This is a genomic window from Bacillus alkalicellulosilyticus (assembly GCF_002019795.1).
Classification (GTDB): Bacteria; Bacillota; Bacilli; order Bacillales; family Bacillaceae_F; genus Bacillus_AO; species Bacillus_AO alkalicellulosilyticum.
This window is the reverse complement of the sequence record NZ_KV917381.1, coordinates 982,438-1,006,910: the sequence shown is the minus strand read 5'-3', so window position 1 is coordinate 1,006,910 and position 24,473 is coordinate 982,438. Positions and strand designations below refer to the sequence as shown.

Genomic DNA, 24,473 nt, shown 5'->3' with positions numbered 1-24,473 from the left:
CTCAATGGGCACGATTATTTCTATTCGTTCCCTTAAGAGGCTGCTCTCCCCTCTTAATGGGCACGATTACACTAGCAAACAAATATAAAGACTAGTCAACCTATCATTGACTAGTCTTTTAATATAAATCTCAATTCATCTTTCGATAGATAATTCGTGAGAGGGTAATGCTTACTTCATAAAGAAGTAAGAGGGGGATAATCACAAGTACGTCGGAGAGAAAATCGGGTGGCGTAATTAAAACCGAAATAACAATGAGTAAGAAGTACGCATACTTTCTCGTGCGAACGAGGAGGTTCGGTGTAATCAATCCGATTTTAGTTAAAAACAGAACTACTGCAGGGAGTTCGAACAAAAGCGCCAAAGGAACAGTTAACGAAAACATAAATTTAAAGTAACGGTCTACCGTAAACATCGTTTCAAATTGACCATCGACCATTGTTAATAAAAAATTCATTACAATCGGAAAGATGATATAAAATCCAAAACATAAACCGAGAATAAACAATAGAAGAAACACAGGAATATAGAAAAGACTCGCACTTTTCTCTGCTGGCTTCATTCCGGGTGAAATGTACTTCCAAAGCTGATAGGCAATGAGTGGCACTGTTAACGTAAGTGCCACAACTGCCGAAATCATCATATAGGCCCAGATTACATCGACTGGACTTAGAATCGTAAGTTTATAATCGACATCTCTTATAAGAAACTGGTAAATGTCTTTCACATAGACGAAAGATAGAATAAAGAAAGTAAAGAACGCCAAGCCCGTTACAATGATTCGCTTTCGTAATTCCTCTAGATGGTCAATAATCGGCATGGATGATGTTGTATCCATTGCTCCTCCCCCCTACACACAATTGCTTCTTATTTATACTTCTTTCTTTTTCACATCTTCTTTATATGACTCTTCTAAACTATCCGTAATTTCCTTTGTTCCTTTTTTAAATTCCGATAATGTTTTCCCGAATGCATTCCCGATTTCCGGAAGCTTCTTTGGACCAAACACCACAAGTGCAATTACTAAAATTAAAATTAACCCTGGAATCCCAATTGAACCAATACCCATTTGAATCTCTCCTTTGGTTGATGTTTTTTTACACTAGGTCGTTTACTATCTTACTGCCGGAACGCCGTGCAGGTATTCTAGTAGTTCTTGTTTTACTTCGTGATAAATTGGATGATTTATCACTTCACTTCGTATACGCGGTCGCTTGAGTGGTACATCAATTACAGTATCGATTGTTGCTGATGGTCCGTTTGTCATAACGACAATGCGGTCTGAAAGAAAGATAGCTTCATCAATATCATGAGTAACCATGATGACGGTGTCGGTTCCTCCGTTAGCCTCATCCTCTTCACCTGTTGAGCCCATTAAGTTCACTAGCTCATCTTGCAAAGTCGCTCTCGTTAAGGCATCTAATGCTCCAAACGGTTCATCAAGAAGGAGAACTTGGGGCCCAACTGCAAATGCTCTAGCAATCGCAGCCCGTTGTTTCATTCCACCTGAGATTTCATCAGGTCGTTTGTGGCGGTGCTTCCATAAGCCAACAATCGTTAGGAAATGCTCAACAATCGATTCTTTTTCATTTTTCGAACGGTCAGGGAATACAGCATCAACGACTTCATAGACATTTCCCCACACCGTTAACCAAGGTAGTAATGAATAGTTTTGAAACACAACTCCTCTATCTGGACCCGGCCCAGTGATTGGTTTGTCGTCTAGAATCACGCTTCCTGTTGTTGTTTTTTCAAGACCCGCGACAATGTTTAACACGGTAGACTTCCCACACCCTGAGTGGCCAATGAGAGAGACAAACTCGCCTCTCTCCACAGATAGATTTACATTTTGTAGGACTTCAAAATCGCCTTGTTTGGTAGGATATACTTTGCCAATGTTTTGAAGGTCTAAATATGCCATTATCGATTACCTCCCATATGAAAATCGTTTTTCAATATAGTGAAACCCTCTATCTAATACAAGTCCGACAAGACCAATAAGAACAATCGCAGCAATTACTCGCTCAATGCTTAATGCATTCCAGCTATCCCACACAAAGAATCCAATACCAGTTCCTCCTGAAAGCATTTCAGCAGCAACAATAACCATCCACGCAATTCCGAGACTTAATCGCAGCCCTGTTAAAATATGTGGCAGCGTATAAGGCAATAAGATTTTCGTTAAATACTTCCACTTTGAAAATTTAAAAACGGCTGCCACGTTTCGGTGGTCTTTTGGAATGTTAGAAACTCCAAATGCGGTATTCACAACAGTTGGCCAAAGTGACGTGATAAAAATAATGAAAATCGTTGCTGGTCCAACCGATTGAAATGCAGCTAAACCAATCGGGAACCATGCTAGCGGCGATACCGGTCTTAGTACTTCAACAATCGGTTCAAATAGTTGTTTAAAAAATGGAGTGACACCCATTATGATTCCAAGAGGAATGGCTACAAGGGCACCTAGTAAAAATCCTGCAAACACCCGCTGCAAGGAAGCCATAAACTGAAGAGCAATTCCTTTATCATTTGGTCCATAGTTATAAAATGGGTTAGACACCATTGCCCACAAAATGCCTAGTGTGCTTGTTGGGCCTGGAAGCGCCTGACCTGAAATTCGACTTGCAATTTCCCATAATAAAATGAGAAGAGCCATACTTCCAACTAAAAATCCTGCCTTCTTAAGGGCATTTTTTAAGACTGGTGGAATCGCGAGAGTCCTCGCGGTTCCTACTCCACCATGTGCTACACTTTGTTCTATTTGCTTACTCATTCTACGCACCTCCATATTGTTTTAACGATCCTGCCGGGTCATTAGGGTCAAACGTTGCCCCATCAAGCTTAATGTCAAATGGCTTCATATCATCGTCTGGAATGGCAATTCCCATTTCACTAGCAACTTCTTTATATAGGTCTTTCATAATTAATTTGTCAGTGATTTGTTCATAATCTGGATGGCTATCTAGGTAACCAAAGCGAACGTATTGACTCATAAAAAACATCGCATGAGATTTACGAGGATAGTTAATTGCTCCGTCTTTATGGAATAACATGTAGTCATCTTCATACACTTTTTGACCTAAATCTAGTCCAAGATTGTATTTTCCTAATAGACGGTTTTCAATTTCCTCTGCTGGTGCATTAACATAAGCTTGATGACCAATCACTTTAGCAGCTTCTTTCCTGTTATCTAAATCATCTAACCATTGAGACGCTTCAAGCACGGCCTTCATCACAGCTTTCACCTCATCCGTTCGACCACTAAACGCTTTATTAAGGACAAGTGCTTTTTCCGGATGGTCCTTCCAAATGTCTTGGGTAGAAATATGTGTAAATCCTAAATCATCTCTTACAGCGACCCCGTTCCAAGGCTCTCCGACACAGAATCCATCCATGTTTCCAACCTGCATGTTCGCAACCATTTGCGGTGGTGGAATCGTAATTATTTGCGCTTTATTTTGGTCGATACCAACAGCACCTAACCAGTAACGCAACCATAAATCATGAGTTCCTCCTGGAAAAGTCATTGCAAATGAAACATCGCGTTCCGACATCGCTTTTTCAATCGCTGCTTTAGCTGCAGGCAAGTCTCCAAAACCAACTTCTTTAAATTCCTTTGATAACGTAATCGCCTGACCGTTCGCATTAAGCATCATTGCAATTGGTAACTCACTAACCGCATTCCCTCCAACTCCGGTATAAACGGAGAACGGCATACCGAAGAGGCAGTGGGCTGCATGCAAATCTCCAGATATCAATTTATCTCGAACTGAAGCCCAAGAAGCTTCTTTTGTCACTTCAACATTGACACCATATTTTTCATAAAGACCTAACTCTTTGGCCATTACGACTGAAGCACAGTCTGTTAAAGGAATGAAGCCAATTTTGATCGCATCTCCTGATTGTGAACCTCCACTTTCACTTGTTCCACACGCTGCAAGAAATGTACTTGGCATCAAAAAAGCTGCGGCCCCAACAATACTTGATCTTTTGATAAAATCGCGTCTTGAAATTGATTTGCTCATTGAATTCCCTCCCTCATTTTTTTTGTCTCCTGAGTTACAGGAACCTTTGATACAAGCTGTTTTTTCTCTAACACTCCCATAAGTAATTCCCTCCACAGCAAATTTTTTATAAGAAAAAAAGCCGCAAAGGATCAATAAAATCCTTCGCGGCTCCGTTGCCGAATGGTACCATCGATTGATGGAAATACCTAAAACGCTCATCACGTTATCAGAACACTCCAGTGTGTTCCATCAGCTCAACCTTGAGCCGTCTTGCTTAACCACATGGTATAACGCTCTACAATTACCGTCAATAAATTACGGAGAAAATATGACAAAGTTTCCATTTGACGTGTGACACTTACTACCGAAACATCTATTGCTTCAATCCCCAATAACCCTTTTATAACAAGGGTTACTCCAATATACTCCATACAATAATCACTTTTTAAAACGTCAGAAAATGTAACAAATAACCATACACATTTTGTATGCAAGATAATGTAACAGTTTTTCGGTGTAAAAGTCATTCATTGATTATAATGTAGAGGAATTTACATAATAAGAGACCTTATGAATGATTACTGGAGGGAGGATGAAAAGATGTTTGATAGTTTCCTTTTATTTATGAGTGCTGACATCAAAGAACAGTATAAGCCGACTGCCCGAAACAATATGGGGACTAGGTTACAAGATTTAGGCTACCGCGTAACGAAAACAACTGATATCTCCGCGGTTAGCGTATTCATCCAACAAGTCGATGCGCTTATCATATGTTCTACAATTGCTGACATTGAACCATGGGCCAAAAAATGTCTAACTCATCGTTCTCTTCCCCTTATTTGGTGGTTTCATCATGAGGCTCTTAGTGATTCGAAGTGTCACCTTGATATTGATATCGACGCAGTGCTTTATTCAAATATGACAGATAGTGAAATTCATCTGTCTCTTCAATTATGTTCAAATCGGTATCTGCAACGAATCCAATGGGATAAAGAGAGAGAACTCTTACTTTCAAAATTAGAAGAACGTAAACATATCGATAAGGCAAAAGCGATTCTATGTGAGATTAAACACATTACAGAACCAGAAGCCTACGATTTTATCCGAAAGCAAGCGATGCATGAGAGAAAACGAATGGTGGATGTTGCATTATCCATCCTTAGTTTATACCCATTACTGGTCGCAAAAGGAGAGGGACGAAAATGATAAGGTCTTTATTAAAAGAAGTGGCTCGTGGAAAAAGAGGATCAAGAGATTTAACTTATGATGAGGCCTATCATGCAGCGCAATCGATAATGAATGGTGATGTCACACCAGCTCAACTAGGAGCGTTCTTTACTGCCGAAAGGATGAAGATGGAATCAACCAATGAACTACTAGCCTTCGTCGAAGCATTTCGATCACAAAGTCACATCCATCCGATTCCTGGAAGTCTTGATTGTGCTGGTCCGTATGATGGCAGAAAACGCTCCTTTTACGCTACACTACCAACTGCTTTTGTATTATCTGCTACTGGTTTACCCGTTACATTGCATAGTAGTCCGACTCTTCCACCTAAAGAAGGGCTATCTTTACTGGAATTACTTGCTTCTTTAGATGTATCTGTTGAAAAAATGCGTTCCTCTTCATTAATCCAGGCTGCGAACAAAACTGGATTTTTCTTTATCCCAACAGAACAATGGTGTCCCCCTCTTGCTCAACTTCGAGACATTCGAAAAGAATTAGGCATGCGGACGCTATTAAATACAGTAGAGAAATTGTTGCGACTTTCTGAAGCACCATACATGGCGATCGGGATTTATCATGGAACAGTCGTTGAAAAACTAGTAAGCCTATTCGGACAAATCGATGTACAAAAAGGACTTATCATCCAAGGAATGGAAGGATCCGAGGATATTACTGTCGAACGGAGAACGCGCGGATACTGGGTCTCAGAGGAACAAAAAGAATGGGTTGTCATTGACCCAGAATTACTAGAAGTTCAGGCTACTTATCCTGATGTTTCATGGACAACAAAGCACCAAGCCGAAATCATTATATCTGTTCTTAACGGCACAAGCGATCATTCTTTTTATAATACCGTTCTCCTCAATGCAGGTGTACGCCTGTGGCTGTGCCAGAAGGCTGATTCAATTGAACAAGGAATCTACCAAGCCAAATATGTAGTTGATAACGGCTATGCCCTTGACCAATTTAATAAGTGGAAAGATAGTGTTGGGTGTTACTCTTCCTCGCTTTAGGGAGATCACCTTTTGGCTTCGCTAAAGTGCTTAGAGGGTGGTACAAAAGGTTTTTTACCTTTTGTACCACCCTCTTATTTTTACTTGTTCACAGATACTAAATATTCTTGTCTTTTCTCTTCAAGTTCACTCTTTGTTAACCTCGGACACGTATAACATTTGCCTTTGGCACCGTCGGTCAAATAATATAAACAGCAACTTGGTTTCATTCGCACTAATTCATCAGAGTTAGTCAATGACTCAATCATTGTAAACTCAATATCCAAAGGATTTTTTTGTAGCTTAAAGACTTCTGCAGGGATTCGTTTTGTAGTAAAGAGAAAATCGTCTACAACTCCTGATTTCTGTTGACACGTCAAGGATGAAACCAACTTGTCATGCCCATAATACACCCCAATGACAAACTGTCCCCATAATTCTCTTTCTCTTATGTTTGTTTGTTTCGCAAAGCATTCGATTAGCGGAACTACATTTTTTGTGAAAATAGAAGCTTGATATTGGCTTCTCCACTTTTCTCTATCTCCTTTTGAGACAGAACGCTCTGATGCGTCCATAAGCTTAAAGCAAAGTCCATAATAGTCATATTCCTTGTTATAAAAAACTTGAAGTTCTATATTGTCTAACTCAATTTGCAATTCGCTGTGGTTCAATGACATTACGCTTTGAACACCAGAGAAGAACCACCCGTAGAATTTAAAAAAGTATGTAGAAACAACTTGTCGTGTTGTTGCTTTTTGGATTGTACCGTAATATTCAATAAACTCATCTAGTCTTGTCCCGTCTTGTAATTCACGTAACGACAATGCAAAGACTTTATGTGGATGGTCTGTAATTCGTAGATAAAACGCTTCTTCTAATAATGAGTAATCAACTTTAGTCATTGTATAAACTCCTTTTTTAAAAAGGTGAGAACGATTATCATATTCACTTGTTTATTTTAATTGATACTAATTATCATTGTCAATATTATATGTATGTTTTTCCTTATTTTTTTATTCCTTACCATTAAAAAACCAGTATAATAAAAGGGACGGCTACTACTTTGGAGGCTTAAAATGGAACTTAATCAGTTGAACACTTTCGATGTTTTAGAAAGAATCACAGATGGTTTTTATGTATTAAATTCAGATTGGACATTTGAATATGTTAACAAAGAGGCAGAACGAATTTTAAAAAAGGACAAAAAAGATTTACTAGGGAAATGTGTGTGGGAGGAATTTTCAGATGCTGTGTATTTACCTATCTATACTCATTACCAATTAGCGATGGAAACCCAACAATGTACAACTTTTGAATTCTATTATCCTTCAATGAATCAATGGTTTGACGTTCGCGCATTTCCATCCCCTCAAGGACTAACTGTATACTTTTTAGACATTACCGAAAGTAGGCAATTAGCAATGACGAAAGACCAATATTATCAGTCCCTGTTTTCGAATCATCCCGATGCGGTTTTTTTACTTGAGTTAAATGGAACATTTAGTAATGCCAACGATTCTATTAAAGCGCTAACAGGTTATACTAGAGAAGAACTACTCAATAAATCGTTTGTACCACTCATAGTGAAAGAGGATTTAGACAATACCATAAAGCACTTCGAACGTGCGAAAACAGGAAAACCTCAAAATTATGAAAATAAAATTATACATAAAAATGGGAATGTTGTGCATTGCAATGTAACGAACATACCTATTATTATAGACGGGACAACGGTTGGTATTTATGGAATTGTAAAGAACAGCACTTTACAAAAGATAACAGAAGAGAATTTAGAAAAAGCCGAAAAACTGTCATTAGTTGGACAACTCTCTGCGTCAATTGCACACGAAATTCGAAATCCATTGACAACGTTAAAAGGTTTTTTACAACTCCTTGACTATCAAAAAGAAATAGAGCATACATATATTGATATTATGCTCAGTGAAATGAATCGTATTGAATCAATTACGAGTGAGCTATTGTATCTAGCAAAGCCTCAAGCAGTGGAGTTTGCTAGTGAAAACATCCGTTTTCTACTTCACGATGTCATTATTTTATTACAACCTGAAGCTCTAATGAAAAACATCCAACTTTTCTTTGAAGCAGCCGATGTTGGCTCTATTATTTGTGTTAAAAACCAACTAAAACAAGTGTTTATAAATCTAATCAAAAATGCAATCGAATCAATGAAAAATGGAGGAACCATTAAAATCTCCCTTATGGATAGTGATGCAGATTCAATCGTCATTACATTTAGCGACCAAGGTTGTGGTATATCCAATGAATTAGCGCCTAACATTGGACTTCCTTTTTATTCAACAAAAGAAAAAGGAACTGGTCTTGGTATGGTAACAACTTATAAAATTATAGAAGTTCACGGTGGTACAATTACATTTAATAGTACACTTGGCAAAGGGACAACCTTTTATATTCAGTTGCCCAAAAATAAGTTCACTGAAACATCGCTTTAATCGGAGGTTATTACATGTACAAAGGAATTGTCTACTGCGAGGCTAACATAGACCTCTACTCAAACAAAGAGGATGACGAGAAATTTTCCTTACAAATCAATAAATTATCGACCTTTATTAGTAACACTGTAAAAATAACAAAGGTGAAAGTACGAACTACCAGGTATGATGAAGAACATGACGACTACTACACTTCTCTCACCGTCCTTGCTGAAGTGTTAGTCACTTTCGACCCACACATCTCTCACATCGATGACTACCGAGTAAAGGGCTGTATTGAATTTAGAAAACACTTTCCTTCTGCAGGAGCGATAATGGCTCATTCCATTGACGCTTATAATGGATATCGTGTTGACGGATTTTTGACTTCAGAAAAATAAGTGATATTTTGTGAATAGAGGGTGAGACAAAGGTTGTTTAACCTTTTATCTCACCCTCTACTATTTTATCAAATGTAGTTACTTCGTATATTGTTGCAAAATACGAAGTAATCCTTCGTTTACTTTACAATTTTGAAATGCAAAAGATTGCATTACGTTATCAATTTCATATTCCGATAAATCCTTAAATAGTTTGGCATACGTAGGTTGAATAAGAGCCCCAGCATATACCGTTAACACCGCCTGTGAAAGAGCGGAAACATTAAAACGGTGGTCAATTGAGGTATCTCCTATGACCTCTTCAAAATGTGTAGCTAGGCTTTCAATATGAGACCTCGCTTCATGACCCGGAAGCCAAATCATCCAATCATCTGTGTTTAACCTATGCTTCATCGAAATGATAGATTGAATGCGTTCCATATAATCCGACTCAGGTTCAAGCATCGTCAAGCCCATGACCCCAACATCTTTATATGTCCAAGTCGTCCAGTGCGCTTCAAAATCTTCAAAGATAGCTAACTGGTCATTCATTGCAGCTAAACGATACTCAACTTCTTCTGGTGGACCGTTATAGACTGAACCAAATTCACCAACCCAAAGCGGAACATTGTGTTTTTGAGTGAACTTGAATCCTTCATGCTCTGTAAACACATCAATTTGCTTTTGCTTATCCCAGTAAACACCACTTTCAATACGAGCATTTTTTGCGTCAGAAACACCTGGATAAACTCCTGGACCAAACCCAGCTGCAGTGTAATTATGACTACTATAGACTAGATTATCGTCAAAGGGTTCCGTTAAGCCCTGGAATAATTTCGAGTAATTATCTCCTTCTAAAAAGATAATATGATTTGAATCTATTTTTCGAATGGCTTGCACTGTTTTTTGATAAATGTGATTGATTCTCTTCCAATCCGGTTGATAGTTTTCATAGAAGTTAAAAGGATAATCTCCATGCGGTGTATTGGTACAAGGTTCATTCATAAGATTATATCCTGCAATTACTGCTTTATCGCAATATCTCCTTGCAAATTCTTCCCACAGTGCAATAAATCGGTCCTGGTATGTCTTGTCGTGCCAGAAAAAACTATGTCTCACATCATTATCAGAGTGCCAATGTGTGTTTTGATAACCTTGAACAGAATGAAGGTCCAAAATGACATACAGACCATATTTTTCGCACAGGTCGATGACCGAATTTAGCTTCTCAAATCCTGATTCCTTATACACAAATGGGGCTTCATCATCCTCAAAATGACGATAGTTCAAAGGAATTCTTATTGTATTTGCTCCCCAGCTTTTGATAAAACGAATATCGTCTTCACCAAAAAAGTAATGCTGCATTCGTTCAAAGAGAAACTCAGCTTTAGCCTTTCCAAGAATTTCAATGGATGCGTGGCGTAGGCCATGTTCTGATCCTGTATACCCATTAATAAAATCTTCCATATTCATCCATCCACCAATACACGTTCCCCGCAGTTGAATGCGATTTCCAGCTGAATCTGAAATTTTTCCATTTATCACTTTTAACATATCCATCACTTACCACCATCCTTAGTTCAATAGTAGGTATGTACACAAGTTTCTGTAAAAGAAGAAAAAGGTGACTCCTGAAAGTCACCTTTTTCTATTTTATTAATTTGTAGCTCTTCTTCTAGCAACCATTACAATACCAGCAATTAATAGTAAACCACCAATTAATAAGTAGTTATACAGATTAGTAGCTGTGCTAGGAAGCTTCTTGCCGTCTTTATCTTTCTTGTCTTCTTTTACTTTCTTGTCTTTATCTTTGTCTTTACCAGGAGAAGTTGTACCATCTTCATCTGGGTCTGTTCCTGGGCCACCTGTTCCTGGGCCACCTGTTCCTGGCTCACCTGTTCCTGGCTCACCCGTTCCTGGGCCACCTGTTCCTGGCTCACCTGTTCCTGGGCCACCTGTTCCTGGGCCACCTGTTCCTGGCTCACCTGTTCCTGGCTCACCTGTTCCTGGCTCACCTGTTCCTGGGCCACCTGTTCCTGGATCTGTTCCATCAGCTGCTATTTCAAATGCACCATAAATACTAAAGTGATTTACATCTGCTGAAACTTCATTGTCACCAGTAATAACTGTTTCAAATGCTGTTGGATTTCCATCTTCGTTAATGTACCAAACCTGAACATTTTCAATGTCTGTTGCATTAACTGCAAATGATAATGTAATAGCTTCTTCAAATTCTGAAATAAAATTGCCTTCAGAATCTACAATTGTAAAATCATACACTCCACTTACTGCTGTTGCATTATCAAATAAATAGTCTTCAGCTAGGTCATCACCAAATGTGAAAGTAACATATTCTGCATCTGTTGAAAGAAGTACAGATACTGGAACTTTAGCTTTCGCTTGTCCATTTGATACGATAATCTTAGCATCTGCTCCTAATGTTTCTAGGACAGTTTTACTGAATACGAAAGCATCCGCTTCTGCAATTACTTCATATACACCATCTTCGCTTGTAGGAACAAGTTGTTCTGGAGATACTCCAATTGGCTCTTCAGTTACTGGTCCTTGATTAGGGTCCATTAGTGTAACTTCACCAAATACTGAAGGATCGTTCCAACCTTGACCTGAAATATCGTTCCATGTAGCAACATTAATTCGTTGTCCGTTATTTGCATAGTTAATTTGAAGGTCTAAACCAATTTTCTTCAAATGTTCTGGTGTTGTTTCATTGAAAGGAATCTTCATTTCAACAACATAATTGTTTCCAGACCTTCTAGTGTTTGACTCAAATCCTCTTGTAGCAGCATCTGTACCAGGATTAAATGAAGCTTCATTATCAAAGTTCACTCGGTATTGTGCAATACCATCTTGGAAAGTTGCAGATTTTAGGTTTTCTCTATCTAAGAATACCTCTACTGAATCATGTTCATGAGCAGCATCTGAAGATTTATCAAAGTTCGCACCATAAACTTGAATCATTACATATAGATTTTCGTCATCCCATAGAATACGTCCAAAGCCGTTTTGAACATTCCAAGCACCACTTACGCGGTCAAGCGTTAATCTTGGAGCAGTGTTCCAAACACTATCAATCGTCTCTTTGTTAATATCTGGAGTTCCATAAACTGCTTGTCCTTGTCTGTAGACTCTTCCACCTAATGGATAGTCCTCAAGGAATTTTTCTGGATTAATTACTGCATAGTAAGCTAATTTTGGTTCTAGGTTAGGCTTGAATAATAGTGGAGTTCTTTCTCCTCTCCAACTTGCTCCATCATCAAGACCCCAGAACGTGATTCTAGAAATCTTATCAGAATGCTCTTTGTAAATTTGGAACAATTGTGCATATAACTGCGCTTGTCTAATTTCTTCAGCTTGAGTTTGTGGAGCATCAGCGCTACCAGATGTTATATCAAGCTCTGTAACACCGATTTCAATACCTAATTGGCTAAACAATTCAATAGAAGTTCTAATGCTTTCAGGGTTTGTGAATTCGTTGTAATGTCCTTGCATTCCTAAACCACTAATTAAAACTTCACCTGGGTTTTCAGCCGCATATCTCTCGTTGATATCTTTAACCATGTAATAAATTGTTTCTGCTTTTCTAGGAATATGATCATTGTAATCATTGTAGTATAACTTCATATCCCAACCGTTTTCATCAACAATCTCCTTAGCAATACGGAAGGCTTGTTCTACGTAATCATCACCAATAGCTCTCAACCATCCAGTATTACGTAGTGATTTTTCCCACTCATTATTCGGGTGAGCTGTCTCAACAATTGCTTCGTTTACTACGTCCCATGACAATACATCGTCACCGTAACGTTTCATTACAGTTTCAATATGCGTTCTCATGTTTGCTAGTGCTTCTTCTCTTGTAAGTGGTGTACCATCTGGATTAGAGTGTAATTCTGCTCTTGATTGTTCATGCCATACAAGAACATGACCATGAAGGTTTAAACCTTCTGCTTTTGTTGCATTAACAAATTCATCTTGGTCAGCAAAATCAAATGCACCAGTAGCACGGTTATAATAGTATTCTGGCTTCATTACATTCTCAGCTGTTACTAAGTTGTGATGATGCTTTAATTGTAGGAGACGTTCACCTTGGAATTCATTCATAGTGATAGCGTTCCCAATTAAGAAATGATTTTTATATTTTTCAGAAATTGATTCTAGGTTATCGCGGAATCTTGGTCTATCTTGTTCAGAAACTTTTCCTACATGTTTTAATTCAAAATCATCAATATAGAATAATCTTTCTGAACTAGGTTGATTCACTAATTCTACATACGCATTCAGAACAGAAGGATCGCTTGAAAGAGTAAATTGTCCTGATAACTGTACCCATTCTTGGTCATTAACTGTTACATTTGGTGATACATTCGTAAATGCACTGCTACCTGATTGAACACTGATGCGAAGACTAGTCGCAGGTTGTCCCTCAGCCATTTTCACCCATACAGATAAGTCATAGATATGACCCGGGTGCATTTTTCCAAGTACATTTAATAATGGTCCTTCATATTGATTTGGAGCATTAGTTAACAAGCTTTGATTACCTCTGTATGCATCTGCATCAGTAGCTACTGCTTGGTAACCGCTTCCACGTGGAACCCATCCTTGCTCACCATCTTCAAAGTCAGAGAATACTCCTGATTGGTCTAATTCTCTATCATCATCAAGGTTTGGTGCTGGAGCTGTTTGAACGATTTTTACATTATCAACAATAAATTCAGTGTTATTACGGTCAGCTTCAAAATAAATACTTACACCTGATGCTGTTAAGTCAAATGTGTATTCACCTTTAAATTGAACCCACTCAGAATCAGTAACTTGTAATGGTCCACTGATTGTTGGCCACTGGTTTACACCCGCAGCGACACCTGATTGGTCAGCAGAAAGCTTCACATTATCAGCTTGTTGACCACTTACGAGTTTCACATAACCAGAAACTTCATATTTAGCACCTTTTTGAAGAAGGCTTGTAGCATTAATGCTTGGTCCATGCCAGTTAGCTGTACGTCCTGTTGTTATAAGTCCTTTTGAACCTTCATACCCATCTTCAGTTACAGAAAGAGTAGCGCCACCACGTGCAGTCCACCCTTGGACACCGCTTTCAAAATCGTAAAATGCGATTTGATTTGGCTCAGAAGGAGTCTCTGTACCAGGATTTGGATTTGGTTCAGAAGGTGTTTCTTCACCAGGGTCTGATTCTACCGCTACCTCAGTTGTAATAACAACTTCTCCAATGTGGAAAGGAACTGTTGCTCCCGCTGGATTAGATTGGATACGAAGTTTAGTATCGCTAGCGTTAGAGCCAACGGTATAAGTAGCATTCAACGTAAATGCTTGTCCAGCTACAAAGCTTACATTGTTATGCCAAGCATAACTTTCAGCTGTAGCAAGTACTGCACTTGCGCCTGCTGGTACTTCTACTCCTTCGTCAACATATCCTACTACTTTAATTTTATACGTTTTACCGTTTTCCATATTTACACTACTAAAATTAAAATCAGCTGCGTCATAGTCGTTAGCCCTGTTGCTAACGCTTAACGCTTTTCCATTCGTATTTCCTTCAAAAACTTTATCAACCACTTGTAGAGATGCTCCACCTGATTGTGATGCAACACCTGCACCATTAGCAAAGTTTTCTTGGTAAACTGTTCTTGTCTCTGTGGAAGTTGATTCTGCTGCTGTCGCAACCATAAATGGCTGAAGCACCAATACTGCTGCTAGAAGTACTGAGACGTATCGCTTGAACTTCTTACTCATTTGCTACATTCCCCCCATAAAAGTTTATGAAACTGATTGAAACGCTTACATATAATAAAAATAAAAAAGAAAGCGCTTCATATCTCATTATGTCTTGTCACCTCTAAAACTTAAATCTCACAAACTATAGAATAAACCTCAAAAACTAAATAAGAGCTATTTTTCGATAAAAAAAAGATAGGAATAAGACCAGAAATGTAAAAAAAAGCAAAAAAAACTCGAGTGGTGCCAGGCACCACCCGATGAGGTTTAGTAGTTCTTTTTTCTAACAACCATTAAAATACCTGCAAATAATAGTAGAACTCCAATGAATAAGTAGTTATATAGATTAGTGGCTGTGTTGGGGACTTTATAGCTTGCATCATCTAAGAATTTTTCTATAACAGCAGTTTCATTATCCCCAGTTCTTATTCCCTCTATGCCATTTAGTCCTTCTGTTCGTTCTGTGCTTCTTTTTTTGCCTTCTACCGATTCAGTTTCCTCTACTCCTCCGACCGCTTCTGGTGCTTCGGTTTCCTCTATGCCTTCTGTACTTTCTGGTGCTTCGGTTTCCTCTATGCCCTCTGTACTTTCTGGTGCTTCGGTTTCCTCTATGCCCTCTGTACTTTCTGGTGCTTCGGTTTCCTCTATGCCCTCTGTACTTTCTGGTGCTTCGGTTTCCTCTATGCCTTCCGTACTTTCTGGTGCTTCGGTTTCCTCTATGCCCTCTGTACTTTCTGGTGCTTCGGTTTCCTCTATGCCCTCTGTACTTTCTGGTGCTTCGGTTTCCTCTATGCCTTCCGTACTTTCTGGTGCTTCGGTTTCCTCTATGCCTTCTGTCCCTTCTAACTCTTCGGTTTCCTCTGCTCCTTCTGTTTCTGGTTCAGCAAAAACAAGTGTAACTTCACCGAATACAGAGGGGTCGTTCCAACCTTGACCCGAGATATCGTTCCACGTAGCAATATTAATCCGTTGTCCGTTATTTGCATAGTTAATTTGAAGGTCTAAGCCCAGTATTTTCATTTCTTCTGGTGTTGTTTCATTAAATGGAATCTTCATTTCAACAATATAATTATTATCACCAATTGTTGTAGCTGACTCAAATCCCTCTCTAGCTGCCTCGGTTCCAGGATTAAATGAAGCTTCATTAATAAAATTAACGCGGTATTGTGCAATACCTTCTTGGTAAGTTGTTGATTTAAGATTTTCCCTATCTATAAAAATTTCTACTGAATCATGTTCATGAACAACTCGTGATGATTTATCTAAGTTCACCCCAAAAACTTCAATCAGCACATATAGATTTTCTTCATCCCATAAAACTCTTCCAAAGCCATTCTGAACATTCCAAGCGCCACTTATGCGATCTAGTGTTAATCTCGGTGCACGATTCCATACATTATCTATCGTTCCATTAATTTCAGGAGTTCCAAAAACCGCTTCCCCTTGTCTTATGACTTTTCCACCTATTGGATACTCCTCAAGGAATTTCTCAGGGTTAATCACTGCATAATAAGCTAACTTCGGGTCTAGATTACTTCTGAATAAGGTTGGAGTTCTATCACTTCTCCAACTTACTCCATCATCAAGACCCCAGAACGTAACCCTTGAAATGTTATCAGAAAATTCTCTATAAATCTGGAATAATTGTGCATAAACCTGAGCTTGTCTAATTTCTTCAGCTTCAGTTTGATGAGCATAGGAGCTACCTGATACAATATCAAGCTCTGTAACACCGATTTCAATCTCTAGTTGGTTAAACAATTCTAATGAAGATCTAACATTTTCAAGGTTCGTAAATTCGTTGTAGTGTCCTTGCATTCCTAAACCACTAATTAAGACTTCACCATGGTTTTCTTCCGCATACCTTTCATTAATATCTTTGACCATGTGATAAACCGTTTCTGCTTTATTAGGAATATGGTCATTGTAATCATTGTAGTATAACTTCATATCCCATTCGTTTTCATCAACGATACTCTTAGCAATACGAAAAGCTTGTTCTACGTAATCGTCACCAATTGCACGTTTCCAACCAGTGTCACGTAATGATTTTTCCCATTCGTCATTCGGATGGCTCGTCTCCACAATGGCTTCGTTTACTACATCCCATGACAACACATCGTCACCGTAAAGATTCATTACAGCTTCTATATGTCTTTCCATGTTAGCAAGTGCTTCTTCTCTTGGAAGTGGCGTACCATCTGCTGCTGTGTGTAATTCTTCCCTCGTTTGCTCATGCCATATAAGGACGTGACCATGAATTTTAAATTCTTCACCCAATACTGCATTTACAAATTCATTTTGTTCAGTTGCATCAAAGTCTCCAGTCTCATTATAAAAGTACTCTGGCTTCATCACATTCTCAGCTGTTACTAAATTATGATGATGCTTTAAGTGTAAGAGTCGCTCACCATGAAATTCATTCATTGAACTCGCATTCCCAATTAAGAAATGGTTTTTATATGTTTCTGAAATTGAGGGTAAATATTCTTTGAATCTTGGTCTATCTTGTTCTGAAATTTTACCTACATGTTTTAATTCAAAATTATCAATATAAAACAATCTTTCTGCACTTGGTTGATTCACTAATTCTACATACACATTTAGTAAAGTAGGGTTGCTTGAAAGCGTAAATTGTCCTGATAACTGCACCCATTCTTGATTCGTAACTGTTACATCAGGGGATACATTCGTAAATGCGTTACTCCCTGATTGAACACCTATGCGAAGACTAGTCGAAGGTTGCCCTTCATCCATTTTTACCCATACAGACAAGTCATAGATATGACCTGGGTGCATTTTTCCAAAAACATTTAATAAAGGCCCTTGGAATTGAGTCGAAGGGTTAGTTAACAAGCTTTGATTGCTCCTGTAAGCAGCTGCACCTGTAGCTATTGCTTGATATCCACTTCCCCGTGGAACCCACCCTTGCGCACCATCTTCAAAGTCAGAGAACACGCCAGCCTGGTCTAATTCTTCTGCATCATTCTCATCATTAGGCTCTGTTGGTAATCGAACGATTTTAACATTATCTATAATAAATTCAGTATCATTCCGATCACTTTCAAAGTGAAAACTTACGCTTGACACTGTGTGTTCAAATATATATTCACCAGTAAAATGAACCCAATCCGTATCAGTAACTTGTAAAGGTCCACTTAATGTCGGCCATAGGTTCACACTTGAAACTGCACCTGTTTGGACAACAGAAAGCTTCACATTATCAGGTTGTTGACCAGTTACGAGTTTCACATAACCAGAAACTTCATATTTAACTTCTTTTTCAAGGAAAGTAGTTGCATTTCTGCTTGGTCCATGCCAATTGGCGGTACGCCCAGTTGTTACTAAAGCCTGTGTTCCCTCAAAAGCATCTTCAGTAACAGAAAGGTCAGCGTTACCACGACCAGTCCATCCTTGTACACCATTTTCAAAATCAAAAAAAGCAATTTGTATTGGTTCAGGAGGAGTCTCACTCCCACCATCTACAGTTGTGATAAGAATGTCACCAATATAGAAAGGAACTGATGCTCCTTCTAGATTTGATTGGATACGCATTGAATCAGCTGTAACTGTATACTCAGCAGTTAACGAAAACGCTTGTCCTGCTACAAAACCCGTATTTGCTAATAAAAGATATTCCCCTGTTGGAATTTGCAAATATACTTCCGCTCCACTTGGAACACTGACTTCTTCATCAACATAACCCGTTATAGTAACCGTATACTTACTCCCATTTTCCATACTGACATCATTAAAATTAATATCAATTCCATCCCAGTTATTCACTCTTTGACTAATATAAATTGAATTACCGTCTTCATTACCTGCAAACACTTTATCAGAAGCCACTTCGACTCGAGCGTCACCTGCTTGGTTTGCCACACCAACACCATTAGCGAACGTTTCATGATAAACAGTTCTTGGCTCTGTGCCAGTTGATTCTACTATTGTTGCAACCATAAAAGGCTGAAGTACCAATACTACTGCTAGAAGAACAGAAACGTATTGCATGAACTTCTTACTCATTTGTTATATTCCCCCATAAAAATTTATGAAACTCGTTAAAAAATGACATTAAAAAGCCCTCCTCTATTATGTTCTGTCTCCTCTAAAACTTAAATCTCAAGAACTATAGGTTTACTTAAAAAACTAAAAAGTGACCTGTTTTTCGATATAAATAATGAAACCAATAATGTAATAAAAAGGAGAATACGACAAAAATCGGGTGGTGCCTGGCACCACCCGATTATAAGAAAATCGTTCGTGTAACTTTCGGTACATATAATGATAGAAAGATAGAGCGTCCAAGACTAAATGTTAAAAAAGCGATCCATAGTCCGGTGTTTCCTAAAAGAGGAACCAAGGTCCATAGCGCGGCTAGGAAAAAGAGTAATGCAAGTGCTATCGAATTTCTCACAGCTATTGCTTCTGTCGCTCCAGAAAAAATCCCTTCTAGCTGCAATGCCCAAAAGCCAACAATCGGAAAGATGATCATCCAAATCAATAGACTTGTAGCCAGTTCTCTTACTTCAGCACTCGTTGTAAATAAGCTAACAATCGGTTCTCCAAAGAAAAGAATAACAGACGACAGTACTATCGCTGCCCCACCTCCCCATTGTCCAGAAAGGATATAGGCACGTTTATATAAATCAATGTTTTTTGCTCCGACCGCTCTTCCAACTAAAATACTCGAAGCATTTGCAAAGCCTCCAAAAAAATAGGCAATGATATAATGGATTTGAAGTAAAATTGCATTTGCTGCTAATGTCACTTCTCCCATGCTTGCTCCTGACGATGTAAACATACCTGTCATAATAAGTAGACAAACCGTTCGTAAAAACAAATCTCGGTTCACCTTCAACATTTTCAAGAGAGGCTCAGACTGAATCAACAGTTTAGCCTTTACATCAGAAAACTTCACCTGTTTTGTCCTTACAATAACAACCGCTCCAAATAGAACGGCCGTCACCTCAGCAATCAGTGTGGCATAAGCAACGCCAGTAACACCCATGCCTAATCCAAGGACAAATACAAAATCTAAAATGATGTTGATGACGTTCAACCATAGTTGAGTCACAAGCGCTAAGCGCACCTTCCCCATCCCAACCATCCAGCCGACCATGACATAACTAAGAAGAAGGAACGGAGCGCCCCAAATACGAATCGAAAAATAAGTGGAAGCATACATTGACACCAACTCACTACCACCAAATAACGCTAATGAGATATGTAAAATAGGCTGTTGACAGATGATAAACAACAACCCAGACAGAACAGCCAAAATCATCGGACGAACAAAGCTTAACAGCACTTCAGTTTGGTTATTGGCTCCTTCTGCCTGAGCTGTAAATCCACTTGTACTTACTCGCAAAAAACCGAGCAACCAATACATCGTGTTAAAAATAACGGCACCAATCGCTACTCCCCCAATTACCGCAGGATCAGGAATTTGACCAACTACTGCCGTATCGACGGCGCCTAATAGCGGTGTTGAAATGCCAGAAATAATCAGGGGAATCGCTAATACTAAATAGTGACGTTGTGACAAGACAGACACACGCTTATGTTGTAACGGGGATATTTCTGGCTTCATCTTACTCTCCTACTGGTACCCGTTTCTCTAAATGGACCGTTTCCATCTCTCCACCTTCATCTAAGACCGTTATAAACCCTTTCTTCTTCCAAAAGAAAAGGCCCCCCGGTAAAAAATGGTGAGTGTGTAAATACATGATACGATAGCCGACCTCAGCACAATACCGCTCCGCTTCAGCAAACAGTAACGACCCAATTCCTTGTTGTCTCCGTTTCGCTTCTACATAGCATTTAATGATTTCACACGTATCGTCTGCTTTATATCTTCCTTTTATCGAGGCAATTCGGTCATCATACGGGCGCACTGCGATGGTTCCGACGACCGCATCATGATCAAAGGCAGCGATAAATGTCGCTTTCTCTTTTGCTAAAAATAACGAATCCATGTCTGTTAAATCTCTCTTAGACATCTCGCTAAGTGGAAAAGGAAAGACGGACTTCATCGTCTCTTCCACAAACTGAGACACTTGTGGTATCTCTTCTTTTTTGACAACTCGGACTTCCATTTCATCCTTCCTCTCCTGTTGTTACTCAAATGACGCTGCTTGAATTAGAGCTTTTGTATACGGATGGCGTTGTGGGTCATAAATCTCTTCTACCTTAAATTCATCAACGATTGAACCATGCTGCAAGACGATAATTTTTTCACATAAAAACGTAACTGCGCGAATGTCATGGGAGATAAACAAAATCGTCATGTTTATTTGTTCTTGAAGTTTCTTTAACAACTGTAAAATCTGAACTTGTACGGTTACATCTAAGCTAGCCGTCGGTTCATCACAAACGAGCAAAGATGGCTCAATACTTAAGGCTCTGGCAATGCTCACTCGCTGTTTTTGCCCTCCGCTTAGTTCACCAGGATAGCGCGTTGCCATTTCTTTTTCAAGACCAACCATTTCTAACAGAGCTTCAGCAATTTCCTTTTTCAACAACCCTTTTGATGGTAGTAACGAAGGGTATATCTCTTTAAAATTATCAAGAGGTTCAAGAATACTTTTCCAAATCGGCAACTTTGGGTTTAGCGTACTTGTTGAGTCTTGAAAAATCATTTGAACTTCTTTTCGATACTGACGTAATAAGGCTCTTTTCCTAGGGGCAATCGGTTTTTCGTTTACCAGTACTTGACCTTCCTTGTACTTTTCTAGCCCCAGAATAATCCGTGCAAGCGTGCTTTTTCCAGAACCACTTTCCCCAACAATCCCGATGCATTCGCCTTTATCTACTTGAAATGAAATCTTATCTAACGCCTGGATTTTTTTCGTATATTGTTTTGTTAGGTTATCAACAAGCAATACACTCATAATACAAGTACCCTTTTCTCTTCTTTTGACGGTATCTCTCCTGGAAGTGAAAGCAAACATGAACAAAGCTTTTTTGTATAGGGATGCTGGTGATGACAACGAATTTGCTCAGGTAACCCTTCCTCAACAATGCTTCCTTGATTCATAACATACATCCGGTCTGTTCGTTTGTACGCTTGTGCTAAATCATGAGTAATCAGCAGGACGGCACATCCCGTTTCTTTTCGTATCCGATCAATATACCCTAGCACTTTCTCTCCATTCATTACGTCTAACGCAGTCGTAATTTCATCACAAATGATGACGGATGGCTTTAGTGCTAGAGCCATCGCAATCGCCGCACGCTGAACTTGCCCTCCGCTTAATTGAAACGGATAGCTTTTATACACACGCTCTCCGTCTAAACCCATTTCCTCGAGTACATGTAGTGCGAGTTTCTTAGCTTCTTTTTTCCGAAGCTTTTCATGCGTACGAATCGTTTCCACAAGCTGATTTCCTACTTTAATAAAAGGTGTAAAGCTTCCACGATAATCTTGAAAAATCATCGCTATTTCTTTGCCGAGAAGCTTTCGATGCTGTGTAGGCGAGATCGTCAACAAATCATGGTCCTTAAATAAAATCTCCCCACTTTGATTCATCGCCTCAGGAAGAAGGCCCATTATTGCTTTTGCGGTTAAACTTTTTCCACTTCCGCTTTCGCCAATAAGACCGACAATTTCTCCTTTATTTAATCTAAGATTGACATTGTCTACTAACCTCTTATTCTCTGATTTAAGTTCAAGTGCAATCGTTACGTCTCGTAGTGTCATTAAGGGTTGACTCATCATAGATCACGACCTTTTCGTATATCAAAGTAACTTTTCAATCCGTCTCCTAGTAAGTTACAGCATAGAACGGTTAGCATAATTGCAATTCCAGGGTAAATCATTAAGGACGGAACGACTTGAAAATAGCCGCGGCCATCGTTAAGCATTGCTCCCCATTCCGGGATAGGCTGTTGCGCCCCGATTCCAATGTATGAAAATGCCGAAATCAGTAAGATGACTTTCCCGACATCAATCGCTGCCATGACAATAATATCTGGCATCACTTGTGGCAATAAATGCATGCGAATCGTTTTGACGGGACTTGAAAACGATACTTTAGAAACAAGAACATATTCTTTTTCTTTTTCCGCTAGCACCAAGCCCCTGACAACCCTGGCATATACAATCCACCGAACGAGAACAACCGCTATAATAACATTCGTTAAGCTCGGCCCTAGCATCCCAGCAATGGCAATCGCCAAAATAAAATCAGGAAATGTTAACACTCCATCAATAATCCTCATAAAAAAAGCATCCACTCGTCCACCAATATAACCAGAGAAAAGCCCGATCGGAACCCCGATACAAAGAGCCATTACAATCGCAAAAAGGCCTAGTCCAATCGTTAATTTTGCTCCGTAAACAAGGCGTGCAAATACATCACGCCCTAATTGGTCGGTACCAAGCCAATGCATGGCTGATGAGCCTTGGAGACGATTACTCATATCAATAGCAAACGGATCATGAGAAACGAGTGCTCCTCCTAAAAAGGTGATCCCCGCTAGCAAACTAGCAAGCAGAAGACCGAAAGCAAGATTCGGGTTCTGTAGAAGCCGTGTCGTAGAGTGTATCACAGTTTCCATTACACGACCTCCTTCCCTTGCTTGATTTGTGGGTTAATGACCAAATAAAGTAAATCCACAGCCAGATTAGTTATAACGACAAGAACGCCAACAATGATAACATAGCCTTGGATAACTGGATAATCGCGTTGCAACACAGAATTGACTATCAGTTCTCCCATACCTGGCCAAGAAAATAGAATTTCAATCACTGTAATCCCACCTAAGAGGCTTCCAATACTTAAGCCAAACATCGTTACTAATGGAATAAGACTTCCCCTTAAAGCATGAAAAATAAGGACTCGACTTTTATGCAATCCTCTCGCTTTTGCAGCTTCAATGTACGGACTTTGGAGTGTCGCTATTAAACGCTCTCTCAGAAGTTTAATATATATCGGAGCCATAGCAATCCCTAATGTAACAGAAGGAAGAACAAAATGAGCAAACGTCCCCATCCCCATCACTGGTAGCAGGTTCAATTGTAATGAAAAGAAATAAATTAACAACAACCCAAGCCAAAAGCTTGGAATCGAAGCACCTAGCATTGCAATCCACCTGCTTACATAATCCGGCCATCGCCCTTCATATACCGCTCCAAAAATACCTAAAGGAACCGCAATTATAAAAAGAGCAATCATACCGCCCACTGATAGTGCTATCGTTGCCGGTAGTTTACTAACAATCATTTCGAGCACTGGCCTCTTGGCAATAATGGATTCACCTAAATCAAGCTGAACTACATTCCAGAGCCAACGACCGTATTGCTGTAAAATCGGTTGGTCAAAACCATATTCAGCACGCAACCTCTCCTCATCAGCTGTAGTCGCAACAATATCATCAACCTTTAAAAGAGTTCTTACCGGATCACCAGGTGTAATCTTCATCAATAAAAATGTCACAAAAGAAAGAACGAGAACCATGATTACTAATTGAATGAGCCTAGAACCAATAATTGAAAACACCCTACCCATGTTCCTCACCTCTTGTAAAAAACCGTTAGCGGTCTTTTTATAACTTCGATGAGCGAAGACGCTACCTTTTTTTTAAGTCAAACGAAAATGGGTTCTCTTTTGTTTGACGTGTAGCGTGCGAAGCCATCGTACTTCATCGAATATGCTT

Annotated in this window: 19 protein-coding genes; 4 read left to right on the top strand and 15 right to left on the bottom strand. The window is 39.2% G+C overall.

Annotation, left to right across the window (positions count from 1 at the left end; genetic code table 11):
* Positions 1–130: 130 nt before the first annotated feature.
* Genes tatC through BK585_RS05235 form a run of 5 tightly spaced genes read right to left on the bottom strand, consistent with a single transcriptional unit; the run spans position 131 to position 4,025 of the window.
* Entirely contained in the window at positions 131–838 is a 708-nt protein-coding gene (gene tatC / locus BK585_RS05255) for a twin-arginine translocase subunit TatC (RefSeq protein ID WP_078552379.1), read from the bottom strand.
* Positions 839–871: 33 nt separating this feature from the next.
* Positions 872–1,069 carry a twin-arginine translocase TatA/TatE family subunit gene (locus BK585_RS05250; RefSeq protein WP_078552377.1) on the bottom strand — a complete coding sequence of 66 codons (198 nt, stop codon included), beginning with the start codon at positions 1,067–1,069 and terminating at the stop codon, positions 872–874.
* A gap of 45 nt (positions 1,070–1,114) precedes the next feature.
* Complete coding sequence (locus tag BK585_RS05245; protein WP_078552375.1) at positions 1,115–1,921, bottom strand: ABC transporter ATP-binding protein; 807 nt, start codon at positions 1,919–1,921, stop codon at positions 1,115–1,117.
* A gap of 6 nt (positions 1,922–1,927) precedes the next feature.
* A complete protein-coding gene (ntrB, locus tag BK585_RS05240) occupies positions 1,928–2,773 on the bottom strand; it encodes a nitrate ABC transporter permease (RefSeq protein WP_212567928.1) in 846 nt (281 codons plus the stop codon).
* A 1-nt stretch (position 2,774) separates the two neighbouring features.
* Positions 2,775–4,025: a CmpA/NrtA family ABC transporter substrate-binding protein gene (locus BK585_RS05235; RefSeq protein ID WP_078552371.1), complete on the bottom strand. Its 1,251-nt coding sequence runs from the start codon at positions 4,023–4,025 to the stop codon at positions 2,775–2,777.
* 582 nt (positions 4,026–4,607) lie between these two features.
* On the opposite strand from BK585_RS05235, the gene BK585_RS05230 reads away from it, so the two are divergent.
* Both BK585_RS05230 and BK585_RS05225 read left to right on the top strand, forming a co-directional pair.
* A complete protein-coding gene (locus BK585_RS05230) occupies positions 4,608–5,213 on the top strand; it encodes an ANTAR domain-containing response regulator (RefSeq protein WP_170885481.1) in 606 nt (201 codons plus the stop codon).
* On the top strand, positions 5,210–6,247 hold the full coding sequence (locus BK585_RS05225; protein WP_078552367.1) for an anthranilate phosphoribosyltransferase: 1,038 nt from the start codon (positions 5,210–5,212) through the stop codon (positions 6,245–6,247). Before BK585_RS05230 ends, BK585_RS05225 begins: the two co-directional genes overlap by 4 nt.
* A gap of 80 nt (positions 6,248–6,327) precedes the next feature.
* Here the strand turns inward: BK585_RS05225 and BK585_RS05220 are convergent, their stop codons facing one another.
* On the bottom strand, positions 6,328–7,128 hold the full coding sequence (locus BK585_RS05220; protein WP_078552365.1) for a (2Fe-2S)-binding protein: 801 nt from the start codon (positions 7,126–7,128) through the stop codon (positions 6,328–6,330).
* A gap of 174 nt (positions 7,129–7,302) precedes the next feature.
* Between BK585_RS05220 and BK585_RS05215 the strand changes: the two genes are divergently transcribed.
* Both BK585_RS05215 and BK585_RS05210 read left to right on the top strand, forming a co-directional pair.
* Positions 7,303–8,697 (top strand): PAS domain-containing sensor histidine kinase, encoded by a 1,395-nt coding sequence (locus BK585_RS05215; RefSeq protein ID WP_078552363.1) that lies wholly within the window; start codon positions 7,303–7,305, stop codon positions 8,695–8,697.
* A 14-nt stretch (positions 8,698–8,711) separates the two neighbouring features.
* On the top strand, positions 8,712–9,077 hold the full coding sequence (locus tag BK585_RS05210; protein ID WP_078552361.1) for a hypothetical protein: 366 nt from the start codon (positions 8,712–8,714) through the stop codon (positions 9,075–9,077).
* A gap of 78 nt (positions 9,078–9,155) precedes the next feature.
* On the opposite strand, the gene BK585_RS05205 is transcribed toward BK585_RS05210, so the two are convergent.
* From BK585_RS05205 to nikB, 9 genes are all read right to left on the bottom strand, one after another.
* Positions 9,156–10,616, bottom strand: a complete 1,461-nt coding sequence (locus BK585_RS05205; RefSeq protein WP_078552359.1) for a glycoside hydrolase family 5 protein — start codon at positions 10,614–10,616, stop codon at positions 9,156–9,158.
* Positions 10,617–10,712: 96 nt separating this feature from the next.
* Positions 10,713–14,831 (bottom strand): endo-1,4-beta-xylanase, encoded by a 4,119-nt coding sequence (locus BK585_RS05200; RefSeq protein ID WP_078552357.1) that lies wholly within the window; start codon positions 14,829–14,831, stop codon positions 10,713–10,715.
* Positions 14,832–15,080: 249 nt separating this feature from the next.
* Entirely contained in the window at positions 15,081–18,839 is a 3,759-nt protein-coding gene (locus tag BK585_RS05195) for an endo-1,4-beta-xylanase (protein WP_078552355.1), read from the bottom strand.
* Positions 18,840–19,059: 220 nt separating this feature from the next.
* A complete protein-coding gene (locus BK585_RS05190; protein ID WP_170885480.1) occupies positions 19,060–20,406 on the bottom strand; it encodes an MATE family efflux transporter in 1,347 nt (448 codons plus the stop codon).
* Between the two features lies 1 nt (position 20,407).
* Positions 20,408–20,911, bottom strand: a complete 504-nt coding sequence (locus BK585_RS05185; protein ID WP_078552354.1) for a GNAT family N-acetyltransferase — start codon at positions 20,909–20,911, stop codon at positions 20,408–20,410.
* A gap of 21 nt (positions 20,912–20,932) precedes the next feature.
* On the bottom strand, positions 20,933–21,706 hold the full coding sequence (locus BK585_RS05180) for an ABC transporter ATP-binding protein (RefSeq protein ID WP_078552353.1): 774 nt from the start codon (positions 21,704–21,706) through the stop codon (positions 20,933–20,935).
* A complete protein-coding gene (locus tag BK585_RS05175; RefSeq protein WP_078556625.1) occupies positions 21,703–22,530 on the bottom strand; it encodes an ABC transporter ATP-binding protein in 828 nt (275 codons plus the stop codon). Before BK585_RS05175 ends, BK585_RS05180 begins: the two co-directional genes overlap by 4 nt.
* Positions 22,530–23,375, bottom strand: coding sequence for a nickel transporter permease (gene nikC, locus BK585_RS05170; protein ID WP_078552351.1), 846 nt, complete (start codon positions 23,373–23,375; stop codon positions 22,530–22,532). Before nikC ends, BK585_RS05175 begins: the two co-directional genes overlap by 1 nt.
* Complete coding sequence (gene nikB, locus BK585_RS05165) at positions 23,375–24,325, bottom strand: nickel ABC transporter permease (RefSeq protein WP_078552350.1); 951 nt, start codon at positions 24,323–24,325, stop codon at positions 23,375–23,377. The genes nikC and nikB overlap by 1 nt, the downstream gene beginning before the upstream one ends.
* Between the last annotated feature and the right edge of the window lie 148 nt (positions 24,326–24,473).

Coding starts and splice junctions, on each gene's coding strand:
- BK585_RS05235 (WP_078552371.1), bottom strand. CDS start 4,025: ATGAGCAAATCAATTTCAAGACGCGATTTTATCAAAAGATCAAGTATT.
- BK585_RS05250 (WP_078552377.1), bottom strand. CDS start 1,069: ATGGGTATTGGTTCAATTGGGATTCCAGGGTTAATTTTAATTTTAGTA.
- BK585_RS05175 (WP_078556625.1), bottom strand. CDS start 22,530: ATGAGTCAACCCTTAATGACACTACGAGACGTAACGATTGCACTTGAA.
- BK585_RS05215 (WP_078552363.1), top strand. CDS start 7,303: ATGGAACTTAATCAGTTGAACACTTTCGATGTTTTAGAAAGAATCACA.
- ntrB (WP_212567928.1), bottom strand. CDS start 2,773: ATGAGTAAGCAAATAGAACAAAGTGTAGCACATGGTGGAGTAGGAACC.
- BK585_RS05205 (WP_078552359.1), bottom strand. CDS start 10,616: ATGGATATGTTAAAAGTGATAAATGGAAAAATTTCAGATTCAGCTGGA.
- BK585_RS05245 (WP_078552375.1), bottom strand. CDS start 1,921: ATGGCATATTTAGACCTTCAAAACATTGGCAAAGTATATCCTACCAAA.
- BK585_RS05190 (WP_170885480.1), bottom strand. CDS start 20,406: ATGAAGCCAGAAATATCCCCGTTACAACATAAGCGTGTGTCTGTCTTG.
- BK585_RS05220 (WP_078552365.1), bottom strand. CDS start 7,128: ATGACTAAAGTTGATTACTCATTATTAGAAGAAGCGTTTTATCTACGA.
- BK585_RS05180 (WP_078552353.1), bottom strand. CDS start 21,706: ATGAGTGTATTGCTTGTTGATAACCTAACAAAACAATATACGAAAAAA.
- BK585_RS05225 (WP_078552367.1), top strand. CDS start 5,210: ATGATAAGGTCTTTATTAAAAGAAGTGGCTCGTGGAAAAAGAGGATCA.
- BK585_RS05230 (WP_170885481.1), top strand. CDS start 4,608: ATGTTTGATAGTTTCCTTTTATTTATGAGTGCTGACATCAAAGAACAG.
- BK585_RS05210 (WP_078552361.1), top strand. CDS start 8,712: ATGTACAAAGGAATTGTCTACTGCGAGGCTAACATAGACCTCTACTCA.
- tatC (WP_078552379.1), bottom strand. CDS start 838: ATGGATACAACATCATCCATGCCGATTATTGACCATCTAGAGGAATTA.
- BK585_RS05200 (WP_078552357.1), bottom strand. CDS start 14,831: ATGAGTAAGAAGTTCAAGCGATACGTCTCAGTACTTCTAGCAGCAGTA.
- BK585_RS05195 (WP_078552355.1), bottom strand. CDS start 18,839: ATGAGTAAGAAGTTCATGCAATACGTTTCTGTTCTTCTAGCAGTAGTA.
- BK585_RS05185 (WP_078552354.1), bottom strand. CDS start 20,911: ATGGAAGTCCGAGTTGTCAAAAAAGAAGAGATACCACAAGTGTCTCAG.
- nikB (WP_078552350.1), bottom strand. CDS start 24,325: ATGGGTAGGGTGTTTTCAATTATTGGTTCTAGGCTCATTCAATTAGTA.
- nikC (WP_078552351.1), bottom strand. CDS start 23,375: ATGGAAACTGTGATACACTCTACGACACGGCTTCTACAGAACCCGAAT.